The organism is Pseudonocardia thermophila (assembly GCF_900142365.1).
GTDB lineage: Bacteria > Actinomycetota > Actinomycetes > Mycobacteriales > Pseudonocardiaceae > Pseudonocardia > Pseudonocardia thermophila.
Window position 1 is genome coordinate 1 of the sequence record NZ_FRAP01000024.1, and the last position, 20,680, is coordinate 20,680.

A 20,680-nucleotide genomic window follows, 5' to 3' on the forward strand; every position below is an offset into this window, starting at 1 on the left:
GCTACAACACTCGACGCGCCCACTCCGCTCTCGGTGGCCGACCCCCAGCCACCCGACTCGCCGCCTAACTGTCAACAACCTCCCGGGTCAGTACACCTAGAGCGCGAACGACCGTCCTCCGCCATCCACCCTCCAACTCGTTGGACACACCAACGATCCTGCCTTATCGTTGGTCGAACCAACGAGATAGGAGGACGAGATGCCCACCACCACCCTCGACGAGCTCGCCGACCGCCAGGCCATCGCCGAGCTGGTCGCCCGCTTCGGGCGCTGGCTCGACGGCGACCCCGGCGACATCGCCGACTTCTACGCCCTCGACGCCGAGGTGGAGAGCCCACGGGCGCGGCTGCGCGGCCGCCACGCCATCGCCGAGTTCCTCGCCCGGACCGGGGACGAACGCGCCCACCACCTGCACACCGACCTGTTGATCGATCTCGACGGCGACCGTGCGGTGGTCTCGGCCAACCAGCTGGTCAACTTCTTCGAGCCCGGCGTCCCGCCGTACCGCACCTCCGGCCTGCGGGTCACCTACACCGTCGCTCGCACCGACGACGGCTGGCGGATCGTCCGCAGCCGGATCGAGCTGCAGTGGCTGATCGGCGAGCTGCCGACGGTGGCGGACAGCGCGTGACCCTGCCTGCACAGCCGGTCCCGGGTCCTAGGATCCCGGCATGGACGTCCAGCGGTTGCGCGTGCTGCGGGAGCTCGCCGACCGCGGATCGGTCACCGCCGTCGCCGCCGCCCTGTCCTACACGCCCTCCGCGATCTCGCAGCAGCTGAAGATCCTGGGCGCCGAGGTCGGCCTGGTGCTCACCGAGCCGGACGGTCGCGGCATCCGCCTCACCGAGGCCGGCAAGGTCCTCGCCGCCGAGGCCGAGCACGTGCTCACGGCGCTGGCCCGGGCGGAAGCCGCGATGGCCCGCTTGCGCGCCGAGCCGCAGGGGCGGGTGCGGATCGCGCTGTTCCAGTCCGCGGCCCGGATGATGGCGGCCGGTCTGCTCTCCCGCCTCGACGACGAGCCCGGCGTCGAGCTCGAGCTGCGCGACGTCGACATGGTGCCCGCGCAGGTCCCGGCGCTCGCCGCCGAGTTCGACATCGTCGTCACCCACCGCGACGAGCACACCGAGCCGCCGCGGTACGTCACCGAGGGCCGCTGGCAGGTCGAACCGCTGCTGCGGGAGCCGCTCGACGTCGTGATGCCGCGTGAGCACCCCCTGGCGAACCGCGACGGGGTCGCGCTCGTCGAGCTGGCCGACGAGGAGTGGCTCGGTGTGCAGGTCGGCTGGCCGGTCGACGACGTGCTGCGCTCGCTCGCGATCCAGACCGGCACCAACCCGCGGGTCGTGCAGCGGATCAACGACTTCTCGGTGACCGAGGAGCTGGTCGCCGCCGGCCGCGGCATCGCCCTGCTGCCGCGCTGGTCCACCGATCTGCGCGGCGGGCGGCTGGTCAACGTGCCGATCACCGGGGTGCGCGCGGCCCGGCTCATCGAGGCGGTGCTGCGGCCGAGCGCGGCCCAGCGGCCGGCGGTGGCGACGGTGCTGGCGGCCGTGCGCGCGGAGGCGGCCGAGATCGCCTCCCGCTGACGGCGGCTTGCCCGGTTCGGTTGGTGCCCGGCCGCCGCTTGCGCGGCGCAGTACCGTGGCCGGGGATGAGCGACGACGCCACCGCACTGCTGCACGACCCGGTGACGTACGAGACCGGGGTTCCGTTCGAGGTGCTGCACCGGCTGCGCCGCGAGCGGGGGATCGTCCGGGTCGGCGAGCCGGAGCAGGTGGGCTGGCCGGAAGGCCCCGGTTACTGGCTGGTCCTGCGGCACGCCGACGTCACCGCCGTCCTGCGCGACCCGGCCACGTTCTCCTCCCACACGGGCGGCACCCAGATCCGCGATCCCGCGACGCCGCAGGACCTGGCCTACGTGCGCCGCATGATGCTCAACATGGACCCGCCGGAGCACTCCCGGCTGCGGCGCATGCTCGCCCGGTCCTTCACCCCGCGGGCCGTCGCCGCGCTGGGCGAGCGCATCGCCGAGCACTGCCGGCGCATCGTGGACCGGATGCTGGCCGGGCCCCGCGAGGTCGACTTCGCCCGTGACGTGGCGGCAGATCTGCCGCTGCTCACCCTCGCCGACGTGCTCGGCGTACCGGCCGAGGACCGGCTGCTGCTCTACGACTGGTCCAACCGCGTGATCGGCTGGCAGGACCCCGACTACGCGGTCAGCGCAGCCTTCGATCCGTCCCGCGGCACGGACATGGCAGCGAAGGCGATCACGCTGCGCCCCGAGCCGGGACCGGACGGACGGATGCCGGATCCGCGCAGCCGCGCCGGCATGCCCGATCTGTACGCCTACGCGGCCCTGCTCGGCGAGCGGAAACGCACCGAGCCCACCGGCGACGTCATGTCGATCCTCATGGCGCAGCGCGACGACGCAGGCGGCCACGTGACGATCGAGGAGTTCGAGAACCTCTTCTGGCTGTTCGCGGTCGCCGGCAACGAGACGCTGCGCAACGGCATCCCGGGCGGGATGATCGCCCTGCTCACCCATCCCGACGCCCGGCGGGCCCTGCGCGCCGATCCCGGCCTGCTGCCGGACGCGGTCGAGGAGGTGCTGCGCTGGTGGACCCCGGTGATGGTGTTCCGCCGCACCGCGACCAAGGACACCGAGATCGCCGGGCAGCCGATCGCCGCCGGGGAGAAGGTCGTCGTGTCGTTCGCGTCGGCCAACCGCGACGAGGCGGTCTTCGCCGAGCCGGACGTGTTCGACATCCACCGCCGCCCGACCGCGCACCTCGCCTTCGGCCAGGGCCCGCACTTCTGCCTCGGCGCCCAGCTCGCGCGCCTGCAGATGCGCACGCTCTTCGCGGAACTGCTCGCCCGCACCTCCTGGCTGGGGGCGGCCGGAGAGCCGACCTTCCTGCGGTCGAACTTCCAGCGCGGGGTGAAGCGGCTACCGATCAGGTGGGAGCCCTGACGCCGGCCGCAGCCGCTTCGGCAGCTTCGCCACGACCGCGTCGTAGGAGATGTCGATCAGCTCGCGCAGCTCGTCGTCCGGCACCGCGCCGTCGAGGGTGACCGAGTTCCAGCCGTACCGCCCGATGTAGGCGCTCTGCGTCACCGTGCCCGGGTGGGCGGCGCGCAGCTCCGCGGCCTCGTCGGCGTCCCGGCCGCACGTGAGCCCGGCCCGCTCACCCGAGCCGAGGAACGCGAAGATCTTCCCGCCGACCTTCGCCACGAGGTCGCCCTCCCACGGCCGTCGAGCTCGGCCCCGGGCCTGGCCAGGCAGTAGGCCACGATCTCGTCGTGGTTCACGACGCCGGCACCGCGCTGCGCCGCTGCCAGTGCACGCGCAGCGCGACGAACAGGGCCACCGCGAACCACACGTAGGTGCTACCCACGACCTGCTGCCACGGCGTCCAGGTCAGCTCGACGTCGTTCGCGCGGGGCAGGCCCAGCTGGTGCGGGGCGGCCACGAACACCACCGCGGTCAGCGCAGTCGCCCACCACCAGCCGGCCGACCGCAGCCGGGCCGCGGTCGCGGCGGCGACGAGCAGCGCGGGCGCGATCCACACCCAGTGGTGCGACCACGACGTCGGTGAGACGAGCAGGCCGAACCCGGCGGTCGTCACCATCGCGAGCGGGGCGGGGGCCTTCGCGATCACCGGCGCGACCAGCACCAGCAGCAGCAGCGACAGCAGCACCCACACGATCGTGCGCGCGGCGCCGTCGACCCCGGCACGCACCAGCACCGCCTGGAAGGTCTGGTTGGTGAAGAACGGCGAGGCGCTGACCCCGCTGACCGGGTTGTCCAGCCAGAACCGCAGCGACGCCGCCGGTGCGAACGCGAACCCGACCAGCGTGGCCGCCACCCCGGACGCGGTGGCGATCGCGGCGGCTCGGTAGTCGCGCCGCAGCAGGAAGTACACGACGAACACCGCCGGCGTCAGCTTGATCGCCGCGGCGACACCCACCAGGATCCCGCGCGGCCAGCGCGGTGAGCGGATCATCAGGTCGACCGCGACCAGCGCCATCAGGACGAGGTTGATCTGGCCGAACTCGATCGTCTGCACCACCGGCTCCAGCGCCAGCGGCGGCAGCCCCGCGGTGGGGTGGTCGAAGTCGATGTCCTTGCCGGGCTGCACCGCCAGCGCCAGCGGCAGCAGGATGGAGGTCACCGAGATCGCGCCGGCCGCGCCGCCGGACGGCCACAGCCGCCGCGCGGTCACGTACAGGGTGGCGCCCAGCGCCAGCGTGGACAGCACCAGCAGGATGATCCAGCTGACCGTCCACGGCACGACCGCCAGCGGCACCATCAGCAGCGCCGCGAACGGCGGGTAGATGAACGGCAGCGCGATGTGACCCGACGTCTCCGGGAGCGGCCCGTACATGTCGCCCCCGGCCAGCCACGCCTGCACGGCGAAGCGGTACACCTCGAGATCGATGTGCCGGCCGCCGGTGTGCACGACCAGCCCGGCGAGCACGAGCGCGAGCAGCGGGAGCGTGACGGGCAGGACGCGCTGCGGCCTGCGCAGCACGTCGAGCACCCGGCTCGACACGTCCGTCGCGGTCACCACGTACCTCACGGTAGCGCCCGGCGTCCCCGGCGCAGCACGGAGCGTGCACCCTGGACCGGCCGTAGGCCCCCGACCTGGGCTTACCCGGCGGGCTACTGGATGCCCGCCGCGTCCATGCCGCGCAGCTCCTTCTTCAGCTCCTGGATCTCGTCGCGCAGCCGGGCGGCCAGCTCGAACTGCAGGTCGCGGGCGGCGGCGAGCATCTGGTCGGTCAGCTGCTGGATCAGGTCGGCAAGCTCGGCGCGCGGCATGCTCTTCGTGTCGCGGCGGGCGACGATCCCCGAGCTCACCGGGGCCCGACCCGGCTCCCCCGTCGCGCGCTTGCCGCGGGACGCGTTGCGGCCGCGGCCGCCGACCGGTACCTCGTCGGCTTCCCGGTAGACCTGGTCGAGGATGTCAGCGATCTTCTTCCGCAGCGGCTGCGGATCGATGCCCTTCTCCGTGTTGTAGGCGATCTGCTTCGCCCGCCGCCGATCGGTCTCCTCGATCGCGTTGCGCATCGACTCGGTGATCGTGTCGGCGTACATGTGCACCTCGCCGGACACGTGCCGGGCCGCGCGCCCGATGGTCTGGATCAGCGACGTGGTGGAGCGCAGGAAGCCCTCCTTGTCGGCGTCGAGGATCGCCACGAGCGACACCTCGGGCAGGTCCAGGCCCTCGCGGAGCAGGTTGATGCCGACCAGTACGTCGTACTCGCCCTTCCGCAGCTCGCGCAGCAGCTCCACCCGCCGCAGGGTGTCGACCTCGGAGTGCAGGTACCGCACCCGGATGCCGAGCTCCAGGAGGTAGTCGGTGAGGTCCTCGGCCATCTTCTTGGTGAGCGTGGTGACCAGGACCCGCTCGTCGCGCTCGGCCCGCACCCGGATCTCGTGGACCAGATCGTCGATCTGCCCCTTCGTCGGCTTCACGACGACCTTCGGGTCGACCAGCCCGGTGGGCCGGATGACCTGTTCGACGAACTCGCCTCCGGTGCGGGAGAGCTCGTACGGGCCGGGGGTGGCCGACAGGTAGACCGTCTGCCCGATCCGCTCGGTGAACTCCTCCCAGGTCAGCGGCCGGTTGTCGCACGCGGAGGGCAGCCGGAACCCGTACTCGACGAGGGTGCGCTTGCGCGACATGTCGCCCTCGTACATGCCGCCGATCTGCGGCACCGTCTGGTGCGACTCGTCGATGACCAGCAGGAAGTCGTCCGGGAAGTAGTCGAGCAGCGTCGCGGGCGCGGAACCCGGCGGGCGGCCGTCGATGTGGCGCGAGTAGTTCTCGATGCCGGAGCAGAACCCGACCTGGCGGATCATCTCCAGGTCGTACTGGGTGCGCATGCGCAGCCGCTGGGCCTCCAGCAGCTTCCCCTGGCTCTCCAGCTCGGCGAGCCGCTCCGCCAGCTCGGCCTCGATGTCCTGGACGGCACGGGCCATCCGCTCCGGCCCCGCGACGTAGTGGGTAGCCGGGAAGATCCGCAGCTCGTCGACCCGGCGCAGCACGTCACCGGTGATCGGGTTGAGGTAGTAGAGCGAGTCCACCTCGTCGCCGAAGAACTCGATGCGGACCGCGAGCTCCTCATACGCCGGGATGACCTCGACGGTGTCGCCGCGGACCCGGAACGTGCCGCGGGTGAACGAGTGGTCGTTGCGGGTGTACTGGATGTCGACGAGCGCCCGCAGCAGCTCGTCGCGGTCGATCCGGTCGAGGATCTTGATCGGCACCGACCGATCCAGGTACGACTGCGGCGTGCCCAGGCCGTAGATGCACGACACCGACGCGACCACCACGACGTCGCGCCGGGAGAGCAGGCTCTGCGTGGCGGAGTGGCGCAGCCGCTCGACGTCCTCGTTGATCGAGGAGTCCTTCTCGATGTAGGTGTCGGTCTGCGCGATGTACGCCTCGGGCTGGTAGTAGTCGTAGTACGAGACGAAGTACTCGACCGCGTTGTACGGCAGCATCTCGCGCAGCTCGTTGGCCAGCTGCGCGGCCAGCGTCTTGTTCGGCGCGATCACCAGCGTGGGCCGCTGCAGCCGCTCGATCAGCCACGCCGTGGTGGCCGACTTGCCGGTGCCGGTGGCGCCCATGAGCACCACGTCCTGCTCGCCGGCGCGCAGCCGGCGCTCCAGCTCGTCGATCGCCGCCGGCTGGTCGCCCGCCGGTTGGTAGGGGCTGACGACCGTGAACCGCCCGTCCTTGCGGGGGATGTCTCCCACCGGCCGGTGCTCGGAGTGGGCCAGCGGCACACCCTCGGGATGTGCCGCGCTGCCCGGGACCTCGGTCGCGAATGCCACGAGACCCAGAGTACGAGCGCTCACCGACAATCCCACACCGACAATCCCACACCGACAATCCCACACCGACGATCCGGCACCGACGATCCCGCACCGCCGACCCCACAGCGCCGATCCCACACCGACGAGCTCGCACCGCCGCCGATCGCGATCCCTGGCAGCATTGCTCCGGTGCACCCGCCGAAGATCTCCACCTTCGACGTGCCCGGCATGGTCAACATCGACACGAAGGGCTGCGTGCGCCCGGTCGAGGTCTACACCGAGACCTCGTTCGGTCTGTACATGAGCCGTCCCGTCGTCGGCCGGCCCAGCGCGCACTGGATCGAGACCTGGTTGCTGCCCGATCTGGGGATCGCGGTCAGCGACTGGGCGTGGAACCCCGGCCACGAGCGCGACCAGGACTTCTACCTCGACATCGCCACGATCAGCCGGGACGGCTCCCGCTACGTGCTCGTCGATCACTACCTGGACATCGTGGTGCAGCAGCGCCGCTCGACGCAGGTGATCGACGTCGACGAGTTCACCGCCGCGGTGGCCGCGGGGCTGATCGACCCGGCCGCGGCCGAGTACGCCCTGAACGCGATGGTGCAGGCCGTGACCGGGCTGGCCGCCAACGCCAACGATCTCGACGCGTGGCTGGCCGGCCTCGGGATCAGGCTGACCTGGCGGAAGCGGAGCTGACCGCGGCCGTCACTCGGCGGGCTGCTCCGCCTCGCCCGGGGGCTGCTGCGGCTGCTGGGGCTGGGGTTGCTGGGTCACCGGCTGCTGCGTGACCGGCTGCGGGTCCTGGCCGCCCTCTGCGCCGCCCGACTTGGTGGGCGACGGCTTCGAGGCAGCCGTCGTGGGCTTCACGGTCGACTGCACCGTCGGCTTCACGGTCGGCTTCGGTACCACGACGGTCGGTTTCACGACCGTCGGCTTCGGCTTCGGCCGGGTGGTCTTCGGCTTGACGACGGTCGTGGGCCGGGCGGCGGTGGTGGTCGCCTGCGCGCGCTCCTGCTCCCCCTGCGACGGGCCGGGCACCGCGGCCTCCGTGGGCAACAGCGCGGCCGGGGACGGCTCCGAGGCGCTCACCGGGACCCGCGGCGTGGCGGCCTGGGCGACGGCCGTGATCCCGCCGAGGCTGCCGACGGTGAACACCGCGGCCGCGGCGGCCGTGGTGGCGCGGCTGGCCGTGCCCGCGCGGCGGATCACGCTGTCGACCGAGGGCAGGGCCACCGATGCGGCGAGCTCGTCGTCCATCCGCCGGAACTCGCTGGTGAGCCTTCGGCGCAAGCGCGTCTCGTCGTCCATCACGGCCCGAACCTCTTCCCCGACGGCAGTGGTCGACCGGCCGGACTAGCGCCGGTTCACCCCATCATACGGACATTCCGTGACGCCTCATGCGCTCGGCGTCGCGATCCGGTGCCGGTGGGGTCCCCGGGCGGCGCTCGTGGACGTCGGGTCCGAGGACGAGGTCTTCGTCGGCTCGCTGCTCGTCGGCTCGCTGCTCGACGTCTGCGGCGGCCTGGTGCGGGTCCGGGTCGGCCGGTCCGGGCGGCCCTCCGAGTCCTCGTCGTCATCGTCGTCCTCGACGACCGGCGGCGGTGACTGCGGGGTCGGCCGCACGGCCGGGGCCGCGGCCGCCGGCGGCGCGACGGCACGCGCCTGCGGCCGCGGGGCGGAGCGCGGCGCGGGCACGTCCGCGATCGTCTCCGGGAGCGCGGACTCCACCGCGGCCGAGCCGGTCGCCACCACCTCCGGTGTGCGGGCCGCGGCGCCCGGCGCGGGCAGCTCGGCGGCCACGTTCCCCGACGGCCCCGCCTGCGCGACGGCCGTGATGCCGCCCAGGGCACCCACGGTCAGCACCGCGGCCGCGGCGGCCGTGCTCGCTCGGTTGGCCGTGCCGGCGCGGCGGATCACCGTGTCGACCGCGGGCAGCGTCACCGCCGCGGCCAGCTCGTCGTCCATGCGCCGGAACTCGTCGGTCACGCGTGCGAGCGTGTCGGTCACCCGTCTCCCCCCTCGTTCCGCTGCGCGTCCTGCGCACCGGACAGCACTGCCGGCAGCTCGTCCGCGAGCCCCTCGACGACCACGTTGCGAGCCGCGCCCAGCCGGGCCTCGACGATCTCGGGATTGACCTGCTCGACGGCGGCGATCTCCTCCACCGAGGCACCCGCCATGTGGTAGAGCACCACCGCGCGGCGCTCCGCGGGCGTCAGCCGGGCCAGCGCCTGCAGCAGCGCGCGCGTGCGCGGATCGACCCCCTCCGCGATCCGGTGCTTCCGGCCCAGGCCGAGTTTGGCGAGCACGCGGCGCCAGCTGCGCATGGTGGCGCGGACGGCCACACTGCGGACCCACGCCGTCGGATCCGGCTTGCGGCTGATCGTGGCCCAGTTGCGCCACGCCCGCGAGTACGCGTCCTGGACGACGTCGTGCGCCTCGCCCGGGTCGAGGGTGATCGCGTACAGCTGTGCCACCAGGCGCTGGTAGTTGGCCTCCAGATGCGCACCGAAGTCGATGCGCAGAGCGGCGAGCGACCCGGAGGGAGCGTCCTGGTCGATCTGCGCGGCCTCGTAGTCGTCGTCATCGACGTCGGCCCCGTCCCATCGGTCGACGATCGCGCTCACCTTCTCGCCCCTTTATCACGGCCTCCGGACTCACTCGATGGTGGGTCCTCCTGCGCCCACATCGGTCACAAACCGTGGTCCGTTACCGACAAATGGGTCCGATCAGTGCAACGACGGTGCCCACCCGGAGGATGCGGCCCACCCGGCGGCGATCACAGCCACGTCCTCCCACCAGCGTCGTTCCAGCTCAGCGTACTGATCGTCGCCGGCTCCCGCTGCCCGCTCGGCGTCGTGGCGGGCCCGCTCGGCCCGGGCACCGGCGTCGGCGCGCAGCCAGTCGCGCGCCAGCAGCGCAGCGCGCCACCGGTCCGATCCAGCCTCGCGGACCTGCAGCTTCGCCGGCCGGGCCGGGTCGGCGGAGCGGAAGCAGCGCGTCTCGGCGTCGTCGCCGGACGGATCGGGAACGAAGCCCACTGCAGCCAGATTGTCACGCAGGGTGACGGCGTTCGAGAGGGAACTCACGCCCAGCTGGATCTCGACGACGTCCGGCGCGGGCAGGTCCGGCACCGCGGTCGGGCCGATGTGCTCCACCCCGCGGGCGAGCTCACCCGCCGCGTGCGCGACCCGCGCCACGAGGCGGGCGCCGGCAGCGGCCCACGCCGGGTCCGCCGGGTGCAGGCCGGGTCGGGCCACGGCCGGGCGGCCCGCGCGCAGGTTCGCCTCGAACGGCACGAGCCGCTCGTCCCACAGCCGGTCGACGGCGGCCTCGAGCTCCTCCGGTCCGCCGCAGTTGTCCAGCCACGCGTCCGCGACGGCGCGGCGGGCGGCCTCGTCGGCCTGGGCGGCGATGCGGGCCCGCGCGTCGTCCTCGGCCATGCCGCGCTGCCCGACCAGCCGGGCCACCCGCGTCTCCACGTCCGCGTGCACCACCACGACGAGGGCGAACCGGGCCGCCATCCCGCCCTCGACGAGCAGCGGCACGTCCTGCACCACGATCGCGTCGGGGGGAGCCTCGGCCACCAGCTGGTTCGCCCGCTCCCGCACCCGCGGATGGACGATCCCGTTCAGCTTGGCCCGCGCCGCGTCGTCGTTGAACACGATCGCGCCGAGCGCGGGCCGGTCGAGCTCGCCGTCCGGCCCGACGACCCGCTCGCCGAACTCCGCGACGACGGCGGCGAACCCGTCGGTCCCCGCCGCCACGACCTCGCGCGCCAGCACGTCCGCGTCGACGAGCACGGCCCCGCGGGCGACGAGCCGGCGCGCGACCGTCGACTTGCCGGACCCGATCCCGCCGGTCAGTCCCACCTGCAGCACGCCGCCACCCTACGGGCGGCCGTGATCGACCCCCCGGTGGGCTCAGCTGCCCGCTCCGGCCTGCACGGCGGGCACGCCGGGTGTCGGCTCGGCCGACGTGGTCGCAACGGCTTCTGGATCGATCTTCAACGCCCGCTGCGCGAAGTCGGTGATCAGGTTCTCCCGAGCCCGGCCCTTCGGCACCGTGCGATCAGGCACCTGCACCGCCAGCGTGCGCGGGCCGTCGATCAGGCTGAGCAGCAGCTCGCCGCGGCGCACGTAGAGCAGACCCGTGGCCGGGCCGACCGCGATGTCGCGCTTCTCCCCGTCCTCCAGGCTCGCGTTGAGCTCCCACTGCTTGCGCGCCGCCTCCGGGCTCTCGTACGTGTAGGCACGCAGCGTGAACAGCGACCGCCCCTTCTCGCCCTGGTACGTGCAGTCGATCTTCTCGGTGCGGCCCACCGCCGGGGCGGGCAGCCCGCGGATGGTCCGCACCGACGTCTTCGCCGGGTCCAGGCCCAGCACGCCCGCTACGTCGGCCGGTGTGATCAACGCGGCGCACGGGTCCAGCGGCTCCGTGGCGGGATCCGCAGTGGGCGTCGTGGGGGCGAACGTCGGCACCATCACCCCGGGTTCGGCCGACGCCCCACCACATCCGGTCAGTGACCCTCCGAGAAGGAGGCACAGCATCCCCGTGCCGAGCAGTCGCGCGATCCGGCGCCCGCCATCCCCCATGCTGCACACCGTAGAGGGTGGGCTCGGACACTTCGCGCGGCGCGCCCGCATCACCACGCAGAGCGACCCGACCGGTCGACGGATCACCGCCGAAAAGGCGACGGCCCCGACGACCATGTGGTCGCCGGGGCCGTCGAACGATCAGCGCGCAAAGATCAGCGCCGAACGATCGGGCGCCGAACGATCAGCGGGATCGGCCGCCGATCTCGTGACGATCACGTCACGCGCCGCCGGAGAGCTTCTCCCGCAGGGCGGCGAGCTGCTCGTCGCTCGCGAGCGAGCCCCCGCTCTCCGACGAGGCCGAGGACGAGTAGCTGGTGCCACCCGCGGCGCCCTCGGCCGCGGCGGCCTCGAGCTCCTGCGCCTTCTTGAGCTGCGCGATGTGCTGCTCGTACCGGGCGTGGGCCTCGGCGTACTGCCGCTCCCACTCCTCGCGCTGCTTCTCGTAGCCGGGCTGCCACTCGCCGGTCTCGACGTCGAAGCCCTCGGGGTAGATGTAGTTGCCCTGCTCGTCGTACTCGGCCGGCATGCCGTAGCGGGTGGGGTCGAACTCCGTGTCGGGAGTCATGCCCTCGTTCGCCTGCTTCAGCGACAGCGAGATGCGGCGCCGGTCGAGGTCGATGTCGATGACCTTGACCATGCAGTCGTCGCCGACCTGGACGACCTGCTCCGGGATCTCCACGTGGCGCTCGGCCAGCTCGGAGATGTGCACCAGGCCCTCGATGCCGTCTTCCACGCGGACGAACGCACCGAACGGAACGAGCTTGGTGACCTTGCCCGGCACGATCTGGCCGATGGCGTGGGTGCGGGCGTAGGCGCGCCACGGGTCTTCCTGCGTGGCCTTGAGGGACAGCGAGACGCGCTCGCGATCGAGGTCGACGTCGAGCACCTCGACCGTGACCTCCTGGCCCACCTCGACGACCTCGGACGGGTGGTCGATGTGCTTCCAGGACAGCTCGGAGACGTGCACCAGGCCGTCGACGCCGCCGAGGTCGACGAACGCACCGAAGTTGACGACCGAGGAGACGACGCCCTTGCGGACCTGGCCGCGGGCGAGCTGGTTGAGGAACTCGCTGCGGACCTCGGACTGGGTCTGCTCGAGCCACGCCCGGCGCGAGAGAACGACGTTGTTGCGGTTCTTGTCGAGCTCGATGATCTTGGCTTCGAGCTTGCGGCCGACGTAGGGCTGCAGGTCGCGCACGCGCCGCATCTCCACCAGGGAGGCGGGCAGGAAGCCGCGCAGGCCGATGTCGAGGATCAGGCCGCCCTTGACGACCTCGATCACGGTGCCCTCGACGGGCTCGTCGGCCTCCTTGAGGGCCTCGATCGTGCCCCAGGCGCGCTCGTACTGGGCGCGCTTCTTGGACAGGATCAGCCGGCCCTCCTTGTCCTCCTTCTGGAGAACGAGCGCCTCGACGTGCTCCCCGACCTCGACGACCTCCGCGGGGTCGACATCGTGCTTGATCGAGAGCTCCCGCGAGGGGATGACGCCCTCGGTCTTGTAGCCGATGTCGAGCAGCACCTCGTCGCGGTCGACCTTGACGATGGTGCCTTCGACGATGTCGCCGTCGTTGAAGTACTTGATCGTCTGGTCGATGGCGGCGAGGAACTCCTCCTCCGACCCGATGTCGTTCACTGCGACCTGGGGGGTTTGGGTCGGGGCGGCGGTGGTGTCGGTGGACATGTAGTGGGGTGCTCCGGTAATGGATGGTTTGGTGGTGCTTGCGTGGTGTTGCTGTGACGTGCTGCTGTCACCCTTTGAACGTCGTGCTGCGCAGTGCCGAGGCCAGCGATCGCGGGAGGCACCCGCGACATTGACCACAGTGCGCGCGCCATGCTACGCGGGCACCGATCACCCCGGCAACGCGGGGTCCGCATCGAACAACATCGGTTTGCGGCGGAGGATTCCCTGGTGAGCGCGGAAGAGATCCTGGGAACCGCGGGCGTCGCCCGGCGCAGCGTCGACTCGGCCGAATCGGAGCGCGCGAGCCGGCTCTGGTGGGACGCCGACGCCGACGACTACCTGGCCGAACACGGCGCCGACATCGGCGAGGTCGACTTCGTCTGGTGCCCCGAGGGGCTGCGCGAGGCCGACGTCCGGCTGCTCGGCCCCGTCGAGGGTCGCCGGGTGCTGGAGGTGGGTTGCGGCTCGGCGCCCTGCTCGCGCTGGCTGGCCACCCAGGGCGCGCACCCCGTCGCCCTCGACATCTCCCGCGGCATGCTCGACCACGCTGCCGCCCTCGGCCGCTCCACCGGGATCCCCGTACCGCTCGTGCAGGCCGGGGCCGAGCACCTCCCGTTCGCCGACGACGTCTTCGACCTGGCCTGCTCGGCGTTCGGCGGTGTCCCGTTCGTCGCCGAGCCGGACCGGGTCATGCGGGAGGTGGCCAGGGTGCTGCGACCCGGCGGCCGCTGGGTGTTCGCCGTGAACCACCCGATGCGGTGGATGTTCTCCGACGATCCCGGCGAGGAAGGGCTGATCGTGCGGCAGTCCTACTTCGACCGCACCCCGTACGTGGAGGTGGACGCGAACGGCGCCGCCACCTACGTCGAGCACCACCGCACCATGGGTGACCGGATCCGCGACATCGTCGCCGCCGGGCTGGTCGTGGAGGACGTGGTGGAACCCGAGTGGCCCGAGGGACTGGACCGGGTGTGGGGGCAGTGGAGCCCGCTGCGCGGGGCGCTGTTCCCGGGGACGGCGATCTTCGTCTCGCGCAAGCCCGCTCGGGCCTGATCGCGGCCGGCACCTCTGCGACGTGCCCGGCTCCATGGCCCGAGCGCCTGAGGCGTGCGCCACCGCCCGCGGCGGCGCCGTCCCCCGGCGCGTTACCGTCGCACGGTGACGACCGAAGCACCTGACCGCGACGCGGAGTCCGGCGCAGGCTCCGGCACCGATCTCAGCGCTGATCAGATCACCGCCGAGCAGATCGCAGCCGAGCAGCTCGCCGACCGGATGGGCATCGAGGTGCTCGAGACGAGCCGCGAGCAGGTCGTCGGGCGCATGCCCGTGGCGGGCAACCGGCAGCCCTACGGCGTGCTCCACGGCGGCGCCAACGCCGTGCTCGCCGAGACCCTCGGCTCCATGCTCTCCGCGGTGAACGTCATGCCCGACCGGTTCCCGGTGGGCATCGAGCTGTCCTGCACGCACCACCGGTCCGCGACCAGCGGGTGGGTCACCGGGGTGGCCACGCCGATCCACATCGGGCGGTCGACGTCGACGACGGAGATCGTCATCACGGACGAGCAGGGCCGGCGGGTCTGCACGGCGCGCCTGACCTGCCTGCACCGCGACAACCGGCCGCGCGTGAGCTGAGCGCGCACGTCGTCCCAGAGCGACGGCTGACGGAATCGCCGGAGAGCCCCTTGCCCGCCACCTCGTGGCGGGCAAGGGGCTCTCCGGCGATTGCCCGAGCCGAGCCGGGCCGGGCCTCAGCTGGCGACGCCCTCGCCCAGATAGGCTTCCTGCACCCGGGGATCGGCCAGCAGCTCCTGCCCCGTGCCCGAGATGGTGGTGCGCCCGAGGTCGATCACGTAGGCGTAGTCGGAGAGCGCCAGCGCGGCCAGCGCGTTCTGCTCGACCAGCAGCACGGTGGTGCCCTCGGCCTGCAGCTCCTTGACCGTCTCGAAGATCTTCTGCGTCATGATCGGCGAGAGCCCCATGGACGGCTCGTCGAGCATGAGCAGCTTCGGGCGCGACATCATCGCGCGGCCCATGGCGAGCATCTGCTGCTCGCCGCCGGAGAAGAGGCCGGCCTTGTTGCGCCGCCGCTCCCCCAGCACCGGGAACAGGGAGTACACCCGCTCCAGGTCCTCCTGGATCCCGGCCTCGTCCTTGCGGATGTACGCGCCGAGGCGCAGGTTCTCCTCGACCGTCATCCGCGCGAACAGCCGCCTGCCCTCGGGGCTGTGGGCCACCCCGCGGGCCAGGATCTCGTGCGCCGGCAGCTGGTGGATGGGCTCGCCCTCCAGCAGGATCTCCCCGGACACCGGCTTGAGCAGCCCGGAGATCGTGCGGAGCGTGGTGGTCTTGCCCGCCCCGTTGCTGCCGATGAGGCTCACGATCTGGCCCCGCTCGACCGTGAAGCTGACCCCGCGCACGGCCTGGATGGCGCCGTAGGCGACGGTCAGGTCCCGGACCTCGAGGAACGCCGTCACGATGATCCTCCCAGCTGCTTCTCACCCGGCGCGCCGTGGTCGGCGGCCTCCTCGGCCTCCTGGGCCTCGTGGATCTGCGCCTCGACCTGCTCGGGCGGGGCGCCGAGGTAGGCCTCGACGACCCGTGGGTCGCCGCGCACCTCGTCGGGCGTGCCCTCCACGAGCAGCTCGCCCTGCACCAGCACGAGCACCCGGTCGCACAGGGTGAAGATGAACTTGGTGTCGTGCTCGATCACCACCACGGAGATCCCGGTCTCGCGGATCTTCAGGATCAGCTGCCGGGTGTTCTCGGTCTCCGCGGCGTTCATCCCGGCCGTGGGCTCGTCCAGGAGCAGCACCGACGGTTCGGTGGCCAGCGCTCGGGCGATCTCGAGCCGCCGCTGGTCGCCGTAGGGCAGGTTGCGGGCCAGCTCGTCGGTGACCCGCCGCAGCCCCACGAACTCCAGCAGCTCGGCCGCCCGCTCGCGCGCCTCCCGCTCGCTGCGCCGGAACCCCGGCCCGTGCAGCAGGGACGACAGCGGGCTCTGCTTCATCCGCACGTGCCGGCCGACGAGGACGTTCTCCTCGGCCGTCATGCTCGGGAACAGCCGGATGTTCTGGAACGTCCGGGCGACGCCGGTCTCGGTGACCAGCGCAGGATCGCCCGGCAGCGGCTCGCCGCGGAACGAGACCGTGCCCGACGTGGGCGTGTAGAGCCCGGTCAGGCAGTTGAACAGGGTGGTCTTGCCGGCCCCGTTCGGACCGATCAGGCCGATGATCTCGCCCTCGTTCAGGCTGAACGAGACGTCGTTCAGCGCCCGCAGGCCGCCGAACTGCATCGTCACGCCGCTGGCCGCGAGCACCGTGCTCGTCGTCGTCGGGGCGCTCATGGGGCCACCGCCTCACGGGTCGTGGGCTTGTCGCCGCCGGTGTCGATCGGTTCGGGCTCCTCGACGAGCTCGGCCCGTCGGTGCGCGTCGGGCACGAGGCCCTGCGGCCGGTACCGCATGATCAGCACCAGCGCGATGCCGAACAGGAGCAACCGGTAGTCGGCGAACTCGCGCAGCTTCTCCGGCAGGATGAACAGGATCGACGCCCCGAGCACGGCGCCCGGGATCGTGCCCATGCCGCCGAGCACGACGGCGGCGAGCAGGGTCACCGACTCCAGGAAGCGGAAGCTCTCGTAGGACACGGTGGCCGTCTTGTGGGCGAAGATGGCGCCCGCCAGCCCGGCGAGCATGGCGCCGATCAGGAACGCCAGGATCTTGACCGGACCGGTGCGGATGCCCATCGCGCGGGCGGCGTCCTCGTCCTCCCGGATCGCGATCCACGCCCGGCCGAGCCGCGAGTACTTCAGGTTCGCGAACACGGCCATGACGAACGCGACCAGCAGCACGATCAGGAAGTAGTAGAGGACACCGCGGGGCAGGGAGACCGGCCCGATCCGCAGGGCCTGGTCGAACCCGATCCCGAACGCCTCCACCGGCGGGATGCCCGGGATGGCGTTCGAGCCGCCGGTCAGACCGCCGATGTTGTTCTGCGCGCTGCGCACGAAGATCTCACCGAACGCCAGCGTGACGATCGCGAGGTAGTCGCCGCGCACGCGCAGCGTCGGCGAGCCGACGATCGCGCCGAAGATGCCCGCGATCACCGCCGCGATCACCATGACCAGCGGGAACGGCAGGTGGATGCCCACCGCCGACGCCGCCGCGCCGGACAGGTTCGCCGCCACGAAGGCGCCGATCCCGAGGAACGCGACGTACCCGAGGTCGAGCAGGCCGGCGAGGCCGACGACGATGTTCAGCCCGATCGCGGTGGCCGCGTAGACGCCGATGTTCGTCGCGACCGTCATCCAGTACTCGGTGCCGGCCGAGGTGAGCGGCAGGCACAGCGCCGCGACGAGCAGCAGGATCACGGCGTACCCGCGGTGCCGGTCGAACAGGGCGTTGACCCAACCGAGCAGCCCGGCGGCGTGCAGCGCGCCCAGGAAGCCGCCCAGGGCGGCGAGGAACGACAGGAAGACCGCACCGGCGTAGGTCGCGGTCGCGCCGAACCCGCCGCTGGTGAGCACCGCCGCCACGAGCAGCAGCAGGAGCACGATGACGACGAGCAGGATCAGCCACTCGACCCAACGGTTGAACTTCCAGCCGATCTCCGGCACGGGCTCCAGGTCGCCGACCCGCGAGGCGAGCGCGAGGACGATCCCACCGATCAACGCCACGATCGCGCCGAAGGCGACGGATCCCTCGGAGGCGGTGATCGCGCCGAGGCCGCCGCCCTCCACCGTGATCCACAGGCCGTTGATCACGGAGACGGCGATCGTGCCGTAGCCGAGCGCCCGGGCGATCCGGTGCCGGGCGGGGATCCTCTTCACCAGCGCCACGACGATCGCGGCGATCCCGAACAGCACCAGGTGCAGGCGGAACCCGCTGGAGGCCAGCGGGGCGGTGAAGTTCTGCAGGGTGGCCTGCGCCGGGTACGGCCCCTTGTTCAGGACGAACGTCGCCCACGGCAGGAACGAGCCGAGCAGGGTGAGCACGCCGCCCACCACCATGAGGGTGGTCGTGTGCGGCTTGAGCGCGGCGATGCCCTTCGGCCGGGGCGCCGCGTGCGCCGGTGGCTTCTTCTCGGTCGTGGCGGTCATGCGCGCACCCGCTCGGTCTCACCGAAGAAACCCTGCGGCCGGAACACGAGGACTGCGATCAGCACCACGAAGATCCAGACGTAGTCGTAGGCACCGCCACCCGGCAGGTACTGGCCGGCCAGCGACTTGATCAAACCGATGGCCAGACCGCCCACCACCGCACCGCGGATGTTGCCGATCCCGCCGAGGACCGCCGCGGTGAAGGCGAAGATGCCGTTCTGGAACCCCATGTCGATGTTGATGAAGTTGTAGAAGTTCCCGTAGAGCACGCCGGCGACGCCGGCGAGCGCGCCGCCGAGGGCGAACGTCAAGACGATCACCCGGTCCGGGTTGATGCCCATGAGCCGGGCGACGTCGCGGTCCTGCGCGGTGGCCCGCATGGCGCGGCCGAGCCGGGTCTGCTCGACGAACGTGTTCAGCGCGAACGCGAGCACCAGCGCGACGACGACGATGAGGATTCCCGAGTACTGGATGGGCACGCCGTCGCCGATCGGCAGCACGAGCGCGCCCGGGATGAAGATGCTCGGGAACGGGATGGCAGCGGTGGCCTCCGGGTAGAACACCCGGACCGCCTCCTGCAGCGCTACCGACACACCCAGCGCGGTGATCAGCGGTGCGAGCCGCGGCGCGTTGCGCAGCGGCCGGTAGGCGAAGCGCTCCATCAGGATGGCCACGACCATCGAGACCAGCGCCCCGATGACGATCATGATCGGCAGCAGGAACCACCACTGCGTCGTGACGGCCGTGGGGAGGACGAACGTCGCGGTCCCCACCGCTCCGTAGGCGCCGACCATGAAGACCTCGCCGTGGGCGAAGTTGATCAGCTGGATGATGCCGTAGACCATCGTGTAGCCCAGTGCGATCAGACCGATGAGCGAGCCGAGGATCAGCCCGTTCACGATCTGCGACATCAGGATGGACAAGCTGTGAGTCCCTCCACGCGCACCGGGGGCGGGGTGTTCCCCCGCCCCCGGCGTGACTCCATGACTGTCGTGTCGTGGCCTTCGGTCAGCCCTCGAAGGTACCCGTCTCGATCGGCGTGAACTCGCCGTTCTTGACCGTGTACACGGTCAAGAGCTTGTTCGTGGTGTCGCCGTACTCGTCGAACGAGATCGGGCCGCCCGCGCCGTCCAGCTTGATGTCCTGGACGGCCTTCACGATCGCCGGACGGGTGGTCTCCGGGTTGTAGTCGCCGCCGGCGAGCGCCGTCTTGAGCGCCTGGATGATGACGTTGGTGGAGTCGTAGGCGAAGGCGCCGTACGCGCTGTACGGCTCGGGGTAGTTCGCCGCCTTGTAGTCGGCGACGAACTTCGCCGCGCTCGGCAGCGACTCGGTGGGCGCGCCGACGTTGGTGGCGAGGTCACCCTCGCGGCCGCCCAGCTCGACGAACTTCGCGTCGACGATGCCGTCGCCGCCCATCAGCGGGATGTCCAGGCCCTGCCCGGCCAGCTGCCGCGACAGCGGGCCCGCGACCGGGTACTCGCCGCCGTAGTAGACGGCGTCCGGGTTGAGCGGGCGGATCTTGGTGATCACCGGGTTGAAGTCGGTGTCCTTCTCGCCGACCCGCTCCCGGGCGACGATGTTGGCGCCCAGCTTCTCGGCCTGCTTGGCGAACTCGTTCGCCAGACCCACGCCGTAGGTCTTGCCGTCGTCGATCACCGCGATGTTCTTCTTACCGGCCTTCTGGACCAGGTAGTTCGCGGCGAACGGGCCCTGCACCAGGTCGGTGGTGGAGACGCGGAAGTAGCTCTCGAACTGCCGCTTCGGGGCGCCGGTGGGGTCCTCGCCCCGGGTCAGGCTCGGGCCGGTGTTGGCCGGGGAGACCTGCACGATGCTCTTGCCGGCGAGGATCGGCTGCACCGTCTGGGCCGTCGAGGAGTTGAGGGTGCCGACCACGCCGACGACGTTGTCGTCCGAGGCGAGCTTCGTGGCCGCCTGCCCAGCGACCTGCGGGGTGGCCTGGTCGTCCTCGGCCTGGAACACGAGCTGGTACCCGGGCACGGCGCAGGACTCGTTCGCCTGCTTGACCGCCAGATCGGCGGAGTTCCGCATGCCGAGACCCAAGGCTGACAGGCCGCCCGACAGCGGGGCCACCATGCCGATCACCAACGTGCCTTTGCTGGTGTCGCAGGACGCTCCCCCGGCCCCGGTGCCCGGGGCCTCCTGCCTGTTCGTCCCGCACGCCGTCAGCGCAAGTGCGCCCGCGAGGATCGCAGCGGCGGCGACGGTACGCCTCCGAGTCATGTGCTGTTGTCCTTCCGTTACACCTCAGCGCCGTTGGCGCGGCCCGATCAGGCCGTTCCCCCCGCGGCGCTGCGGATGACCGCGTGCCGGGGGTGGACCCGATCACGCCCGATGGCTCTCGCCAGTCGAGAGCGTGGCGGACGTTAGGACACCCCACATCGAGTCGTCACCATCTGGGACCGCAGCTTTACCGGACCGCAACCCGGAGTTGCGCGGAGTGACCACCCGGGCGGC

20 protein-coding genes are annotated in these 20,680 nt (G+C 71.7%); 6 read left to right on the plus strand and 14 right to left on the minus strand.

Annotated features, from left to right (window positions below):
- The first annotated feature begins 199 nt into the window (after window positions 1–199).
- From BUE41_RS25455 to BUE41_RS25465, 3 genes are all read left to right on the plus strand, one after another.
- Window positions 200–631 carry a nuclear transport factor 2 family protein gene (locus BUE41_RS25455; RefSeq protein WP_073459866.1) on the plus strand — a complete coding sequence of 144 codons (432 nt, stop codon included), beginning with the start codon at window positions 200–202 and terminating at the stop codon, window positions 629–631.
- 40 nt (window positions 632–671) lie between these two features.
- Window positions 672–1,586: a LysR family transcriptional regulator gene (locus tag BUE41_RS25460; protein WP_073459867.1), complete on the plus strand. Its 915-nt coding sequence runs from the start codon at window positions 672–674 to the stop codon at window positions 1,584–1,586.
- Window positions 1,587–1,651: 65 nt separating this feature from the next.
- Entirely contained in the window at window positions 1,652–2,971 is a 1,320-nt protein-coding gene (locus BUE41_RS25465) for a cytochrome P450 (protein WP_073459868.1), read from the plus strand.
- On the opposite strand, the gene BUE41_RS25470 is transcribed toward BUE41_RS25465, so the two are convergent.
- The 3 genes from BUE41_RS25470 to uvrB all read right to left on the minus strand — a co-directional run bounded on the left by BUE41_RS25470 (window position 2,948) and on the right by uvrB (window position 6,844).
- Window positions 2,948–3,232 (minus strand): MmcQ/YjbR family DNA-binding protein, encoded by a 285-nt coding sequence (locus tag BUE41_RS25470; protein WP_200804108.1) that lies wholly within the window; start codon window positions 3,230–3,232, stop codon window positions 2,948–2,950. The two genes, BUE41_RS25465 and BUE41_RS25470, sit on opposite strands and share 24 nt — an antisense overlap.
- 73 nt (window positions 3,233–3,305) lie before the next feature.
- Window positions 3,306–4,571 carry a glycosyltransferase 87 family protein gene (locus BUE41_RS25475; protein WP_234997575.1) on the minus strand — a complete coding sequence of 422 codons (1,266 nt, stop codon included), beginning with the start codon at window positions 4,569–4,571 and terminating at the stop codon, window positions 3,306–3,308.
- 92 nt (window positions 4,572–4,663) lie between these two features.
- Window positions 4,664–6,844 (minus strand): excinuclease ABC subunit UvrB, encoded by a 2,181-nt coding sequence (gene uvrB / locus BUE41_RS25480; RefSeq protein ID WP_084755822.1) that lies wholly within the window; start codon window positions 6,842–6,844, stop codon window positions 4,664–4,666.
- Between the two features lie 171 nt (window positions 6,845–7,015).
- Between uvrB and BUE41_RS25485 the strand changes: the two genes are divergently transcribed.
- Window positions 7,016–7,525, plus strand: a complete 510-nt coding sequence (locus tag BUE41_RS25485; RefSeq protein WP_327194785.1) for a ribonuclease FAU-1 family protein — start codon at window positions 7,016–7,018, stop codon at window positions 7,523–7,525.
- A 9-nt stretch (window positions 7,526–7,534) separates the two neighbouring features.
- Here the strand turns inward: BUE41_RS25485 and BUE41_RS25490 are convergent, their stop codons facing one another.
- The 6 genes from BUE41_RS25490 to rpsA form a co-directional block, all read right to left on the minus strand.
- A complete protein-coding gene (locus BUE41_RS25490; RefSeq protein ID WP_073459870.1) occupies window positions 7,535–8,137 on the minus strand; it encodes a hypothetical protein in 603 nt (200 codons plus the stop codon).
- An 87-nt stretch (window positions 8,138–8,224) separates the two neighbouring features.
- Window positions 8,225–8,815 carry a hypothetical protein gene (locus tag BUE41_RS25495; protein WP_143172352.1) on the minus strand — a complete coding sequence of 197 codons (591 nt, stop codon included), beginning with the start codon at window positions 8,813–8,815 and terminating at the stop codon, window positions 8,225–8,227.
- 17 nt (window positions 8,816–8,832) lie between these two features.
- Window positions 8,833–9,453 carry an RNA polymerase sigma factor gene (locus tag BUE41_RS25500; protein ID WP_084755824.1) on the minus strand — a complete coding sequence of 207 codons (621 nt, stop codon included), beginning with the start codon at window positions 9,451–9,453 and terminating at the stop codon, window positions 8,833–8,835.
- 102 nt (window positions 9,454–9,555) lie between these two features.
- The gene (gene coaE / locus BUE41_RS25505) at window positions 9,556–10,707 is read right to left on the minus strand and encodes a dephospho-CoA kinase (protein WP_073459872.1); all 1,152 of its coding nucleotides are present in this window, start codon (window positions 10,705–10,707) and stop codon (window positions 9,556–9,558) included.
- Window positions 10,708–10,749: 42 nt separating this feature from the next.
- Window positions 10,750–11,421 (minus strand): hypothetical protein, encoded by a 672-nt coding sequence (locus BUE41_RS25510; RefSeq protein ID WP_143172353.1) that lies wholly within the window; start codon window positions 11,419–11,421, stop codon window positions 10,750–10,752.
- A 220-nt stretch (window positions 11,422–11,641) separates the two neighbouring features.
- Window positions 11,642–13,105 carry a 30S ribosomal protein S1 gene (gene rpsA / locus BUE41_RS25515; RefSeq protein ID WP_073459874.1) on the minus strand — a complete coding sequence of 488 codons (1,464 nt, stop codon included), beginning with the start codon at window positions 13,103–13,105 and terminating at the stop codon, window positions 11,642–11,644.
- A 192-nt stretch (window positions 13,106–13,297) separates the two neighbouring features.
- Here rpsA and BUE41_RS25520 point away from each other — a divergent pair, with 192 nt between their 5' ends.
- Together BUE41_RS25520 and BUE41_RS25525 are read left to right on the plus strand one after the other, a co-directional pair.
- Complete coding sequence (locus BUE41_RS25520) at window positions 13,298–14,158, plus strand: class I SAM-dependent methyltransferase (protein ID WP_073459963.1); 861 nt, start codon at window positions 13,298–13,300, stop codon at window positions 14,156–14,158.
- 177 nt (window positions 14,159–14,335) lie between these two features.
- Window positions 14,336–14,737, plus strand: a complete 402-nt coding sequence (locus tag BUE41_RS25525; RefSeq protein WP_234997587.1) for a PaaI family thioesterase — start codon at window positions 14,336–14,338, stop codon at window positions 14,735–14,737.
- Window positions 14,738–14,853: 116 nt separating this feature from the next.
- Here the strand turns inward: BUE41_RS25525 and BUE41_RS25530 are convergent, their stop codons facing one another.
- The 5 genes from BUE41_RS25530 to BUE41_RS25550 form a co-directional block, all read right to left on the minus strand.
- Window positions 14,854–15,579 (minus strand): ABC transporter ATP-binding protein, encoded by a 726-nt coding sequence (locus tag BUE41_RS25530; RefSeq protein WP_073459876.1) that lies wholly within the window; start codon window positions 15,577–15,579, stop codon window positions 14,854–14,856.
- A complete protein-coding gene (locus BUE41_RS25535; protein WP_073459877.1) occupies window positions 15,576–16,448 on the minus strand; it encodes an ABC transporter ATP-binding protein in 873 nt (290 codons plus the stop codon). Before BUE41_RS25535 ends, BUE41_RS25530 begins: the two co-directional genes overlap by 4 nt.
- A complete protein-coding gene (locus tag BUE41_RS25540; RefSeq protein WP_084755828.1) occupies window positions 16,445–18,202 on the minus strand; it encodes a branched-chain amino acid ABC transporter permease in 1,758 nt (585 codons plus the stop codon). The genes BUE41_RS25535 and BUE41_RS25540 overlap by 4 nt, the downstream gene beginning before the upstream one ends.
- Window positions 18,199–19,125 carry a branched-chain amino acid ABC transporter permease gene (locus BUE41_RS25545; RefSeq protein WP_073459878.1) on the minus strand — a complete coding sequence of 309 codons (927 nt, stop codon included), beginning with the start codon at window positions 19,123–19,125 and terminating at the stop codon, window positions 18,199–18,201. The genes BUE41_RS25540 and BUE41_RS25545 overlap by 4 nt, the downstream gene beginning before the upstream one ends.
- An 85-nt stretch (window positions 19,126–19,210) precedes the next feature.
- Window positions 19,211–20,446 carry a branched-chain amino acid ABC transporter substrate-binding protein gene (locus tag BUE41_RS25550; protein WP_073459879.1) on the minus strand — a complete coding sequence of 412 codons (1,236 nt, stop codon included), beginning with the start codon at window positions 20,444–20,446 and terminating at the stop codon, window positions 19,211–19,213.
- Between the last annotated feature and the right edge of the window lie 234 nt (window positions 20,447–20,680).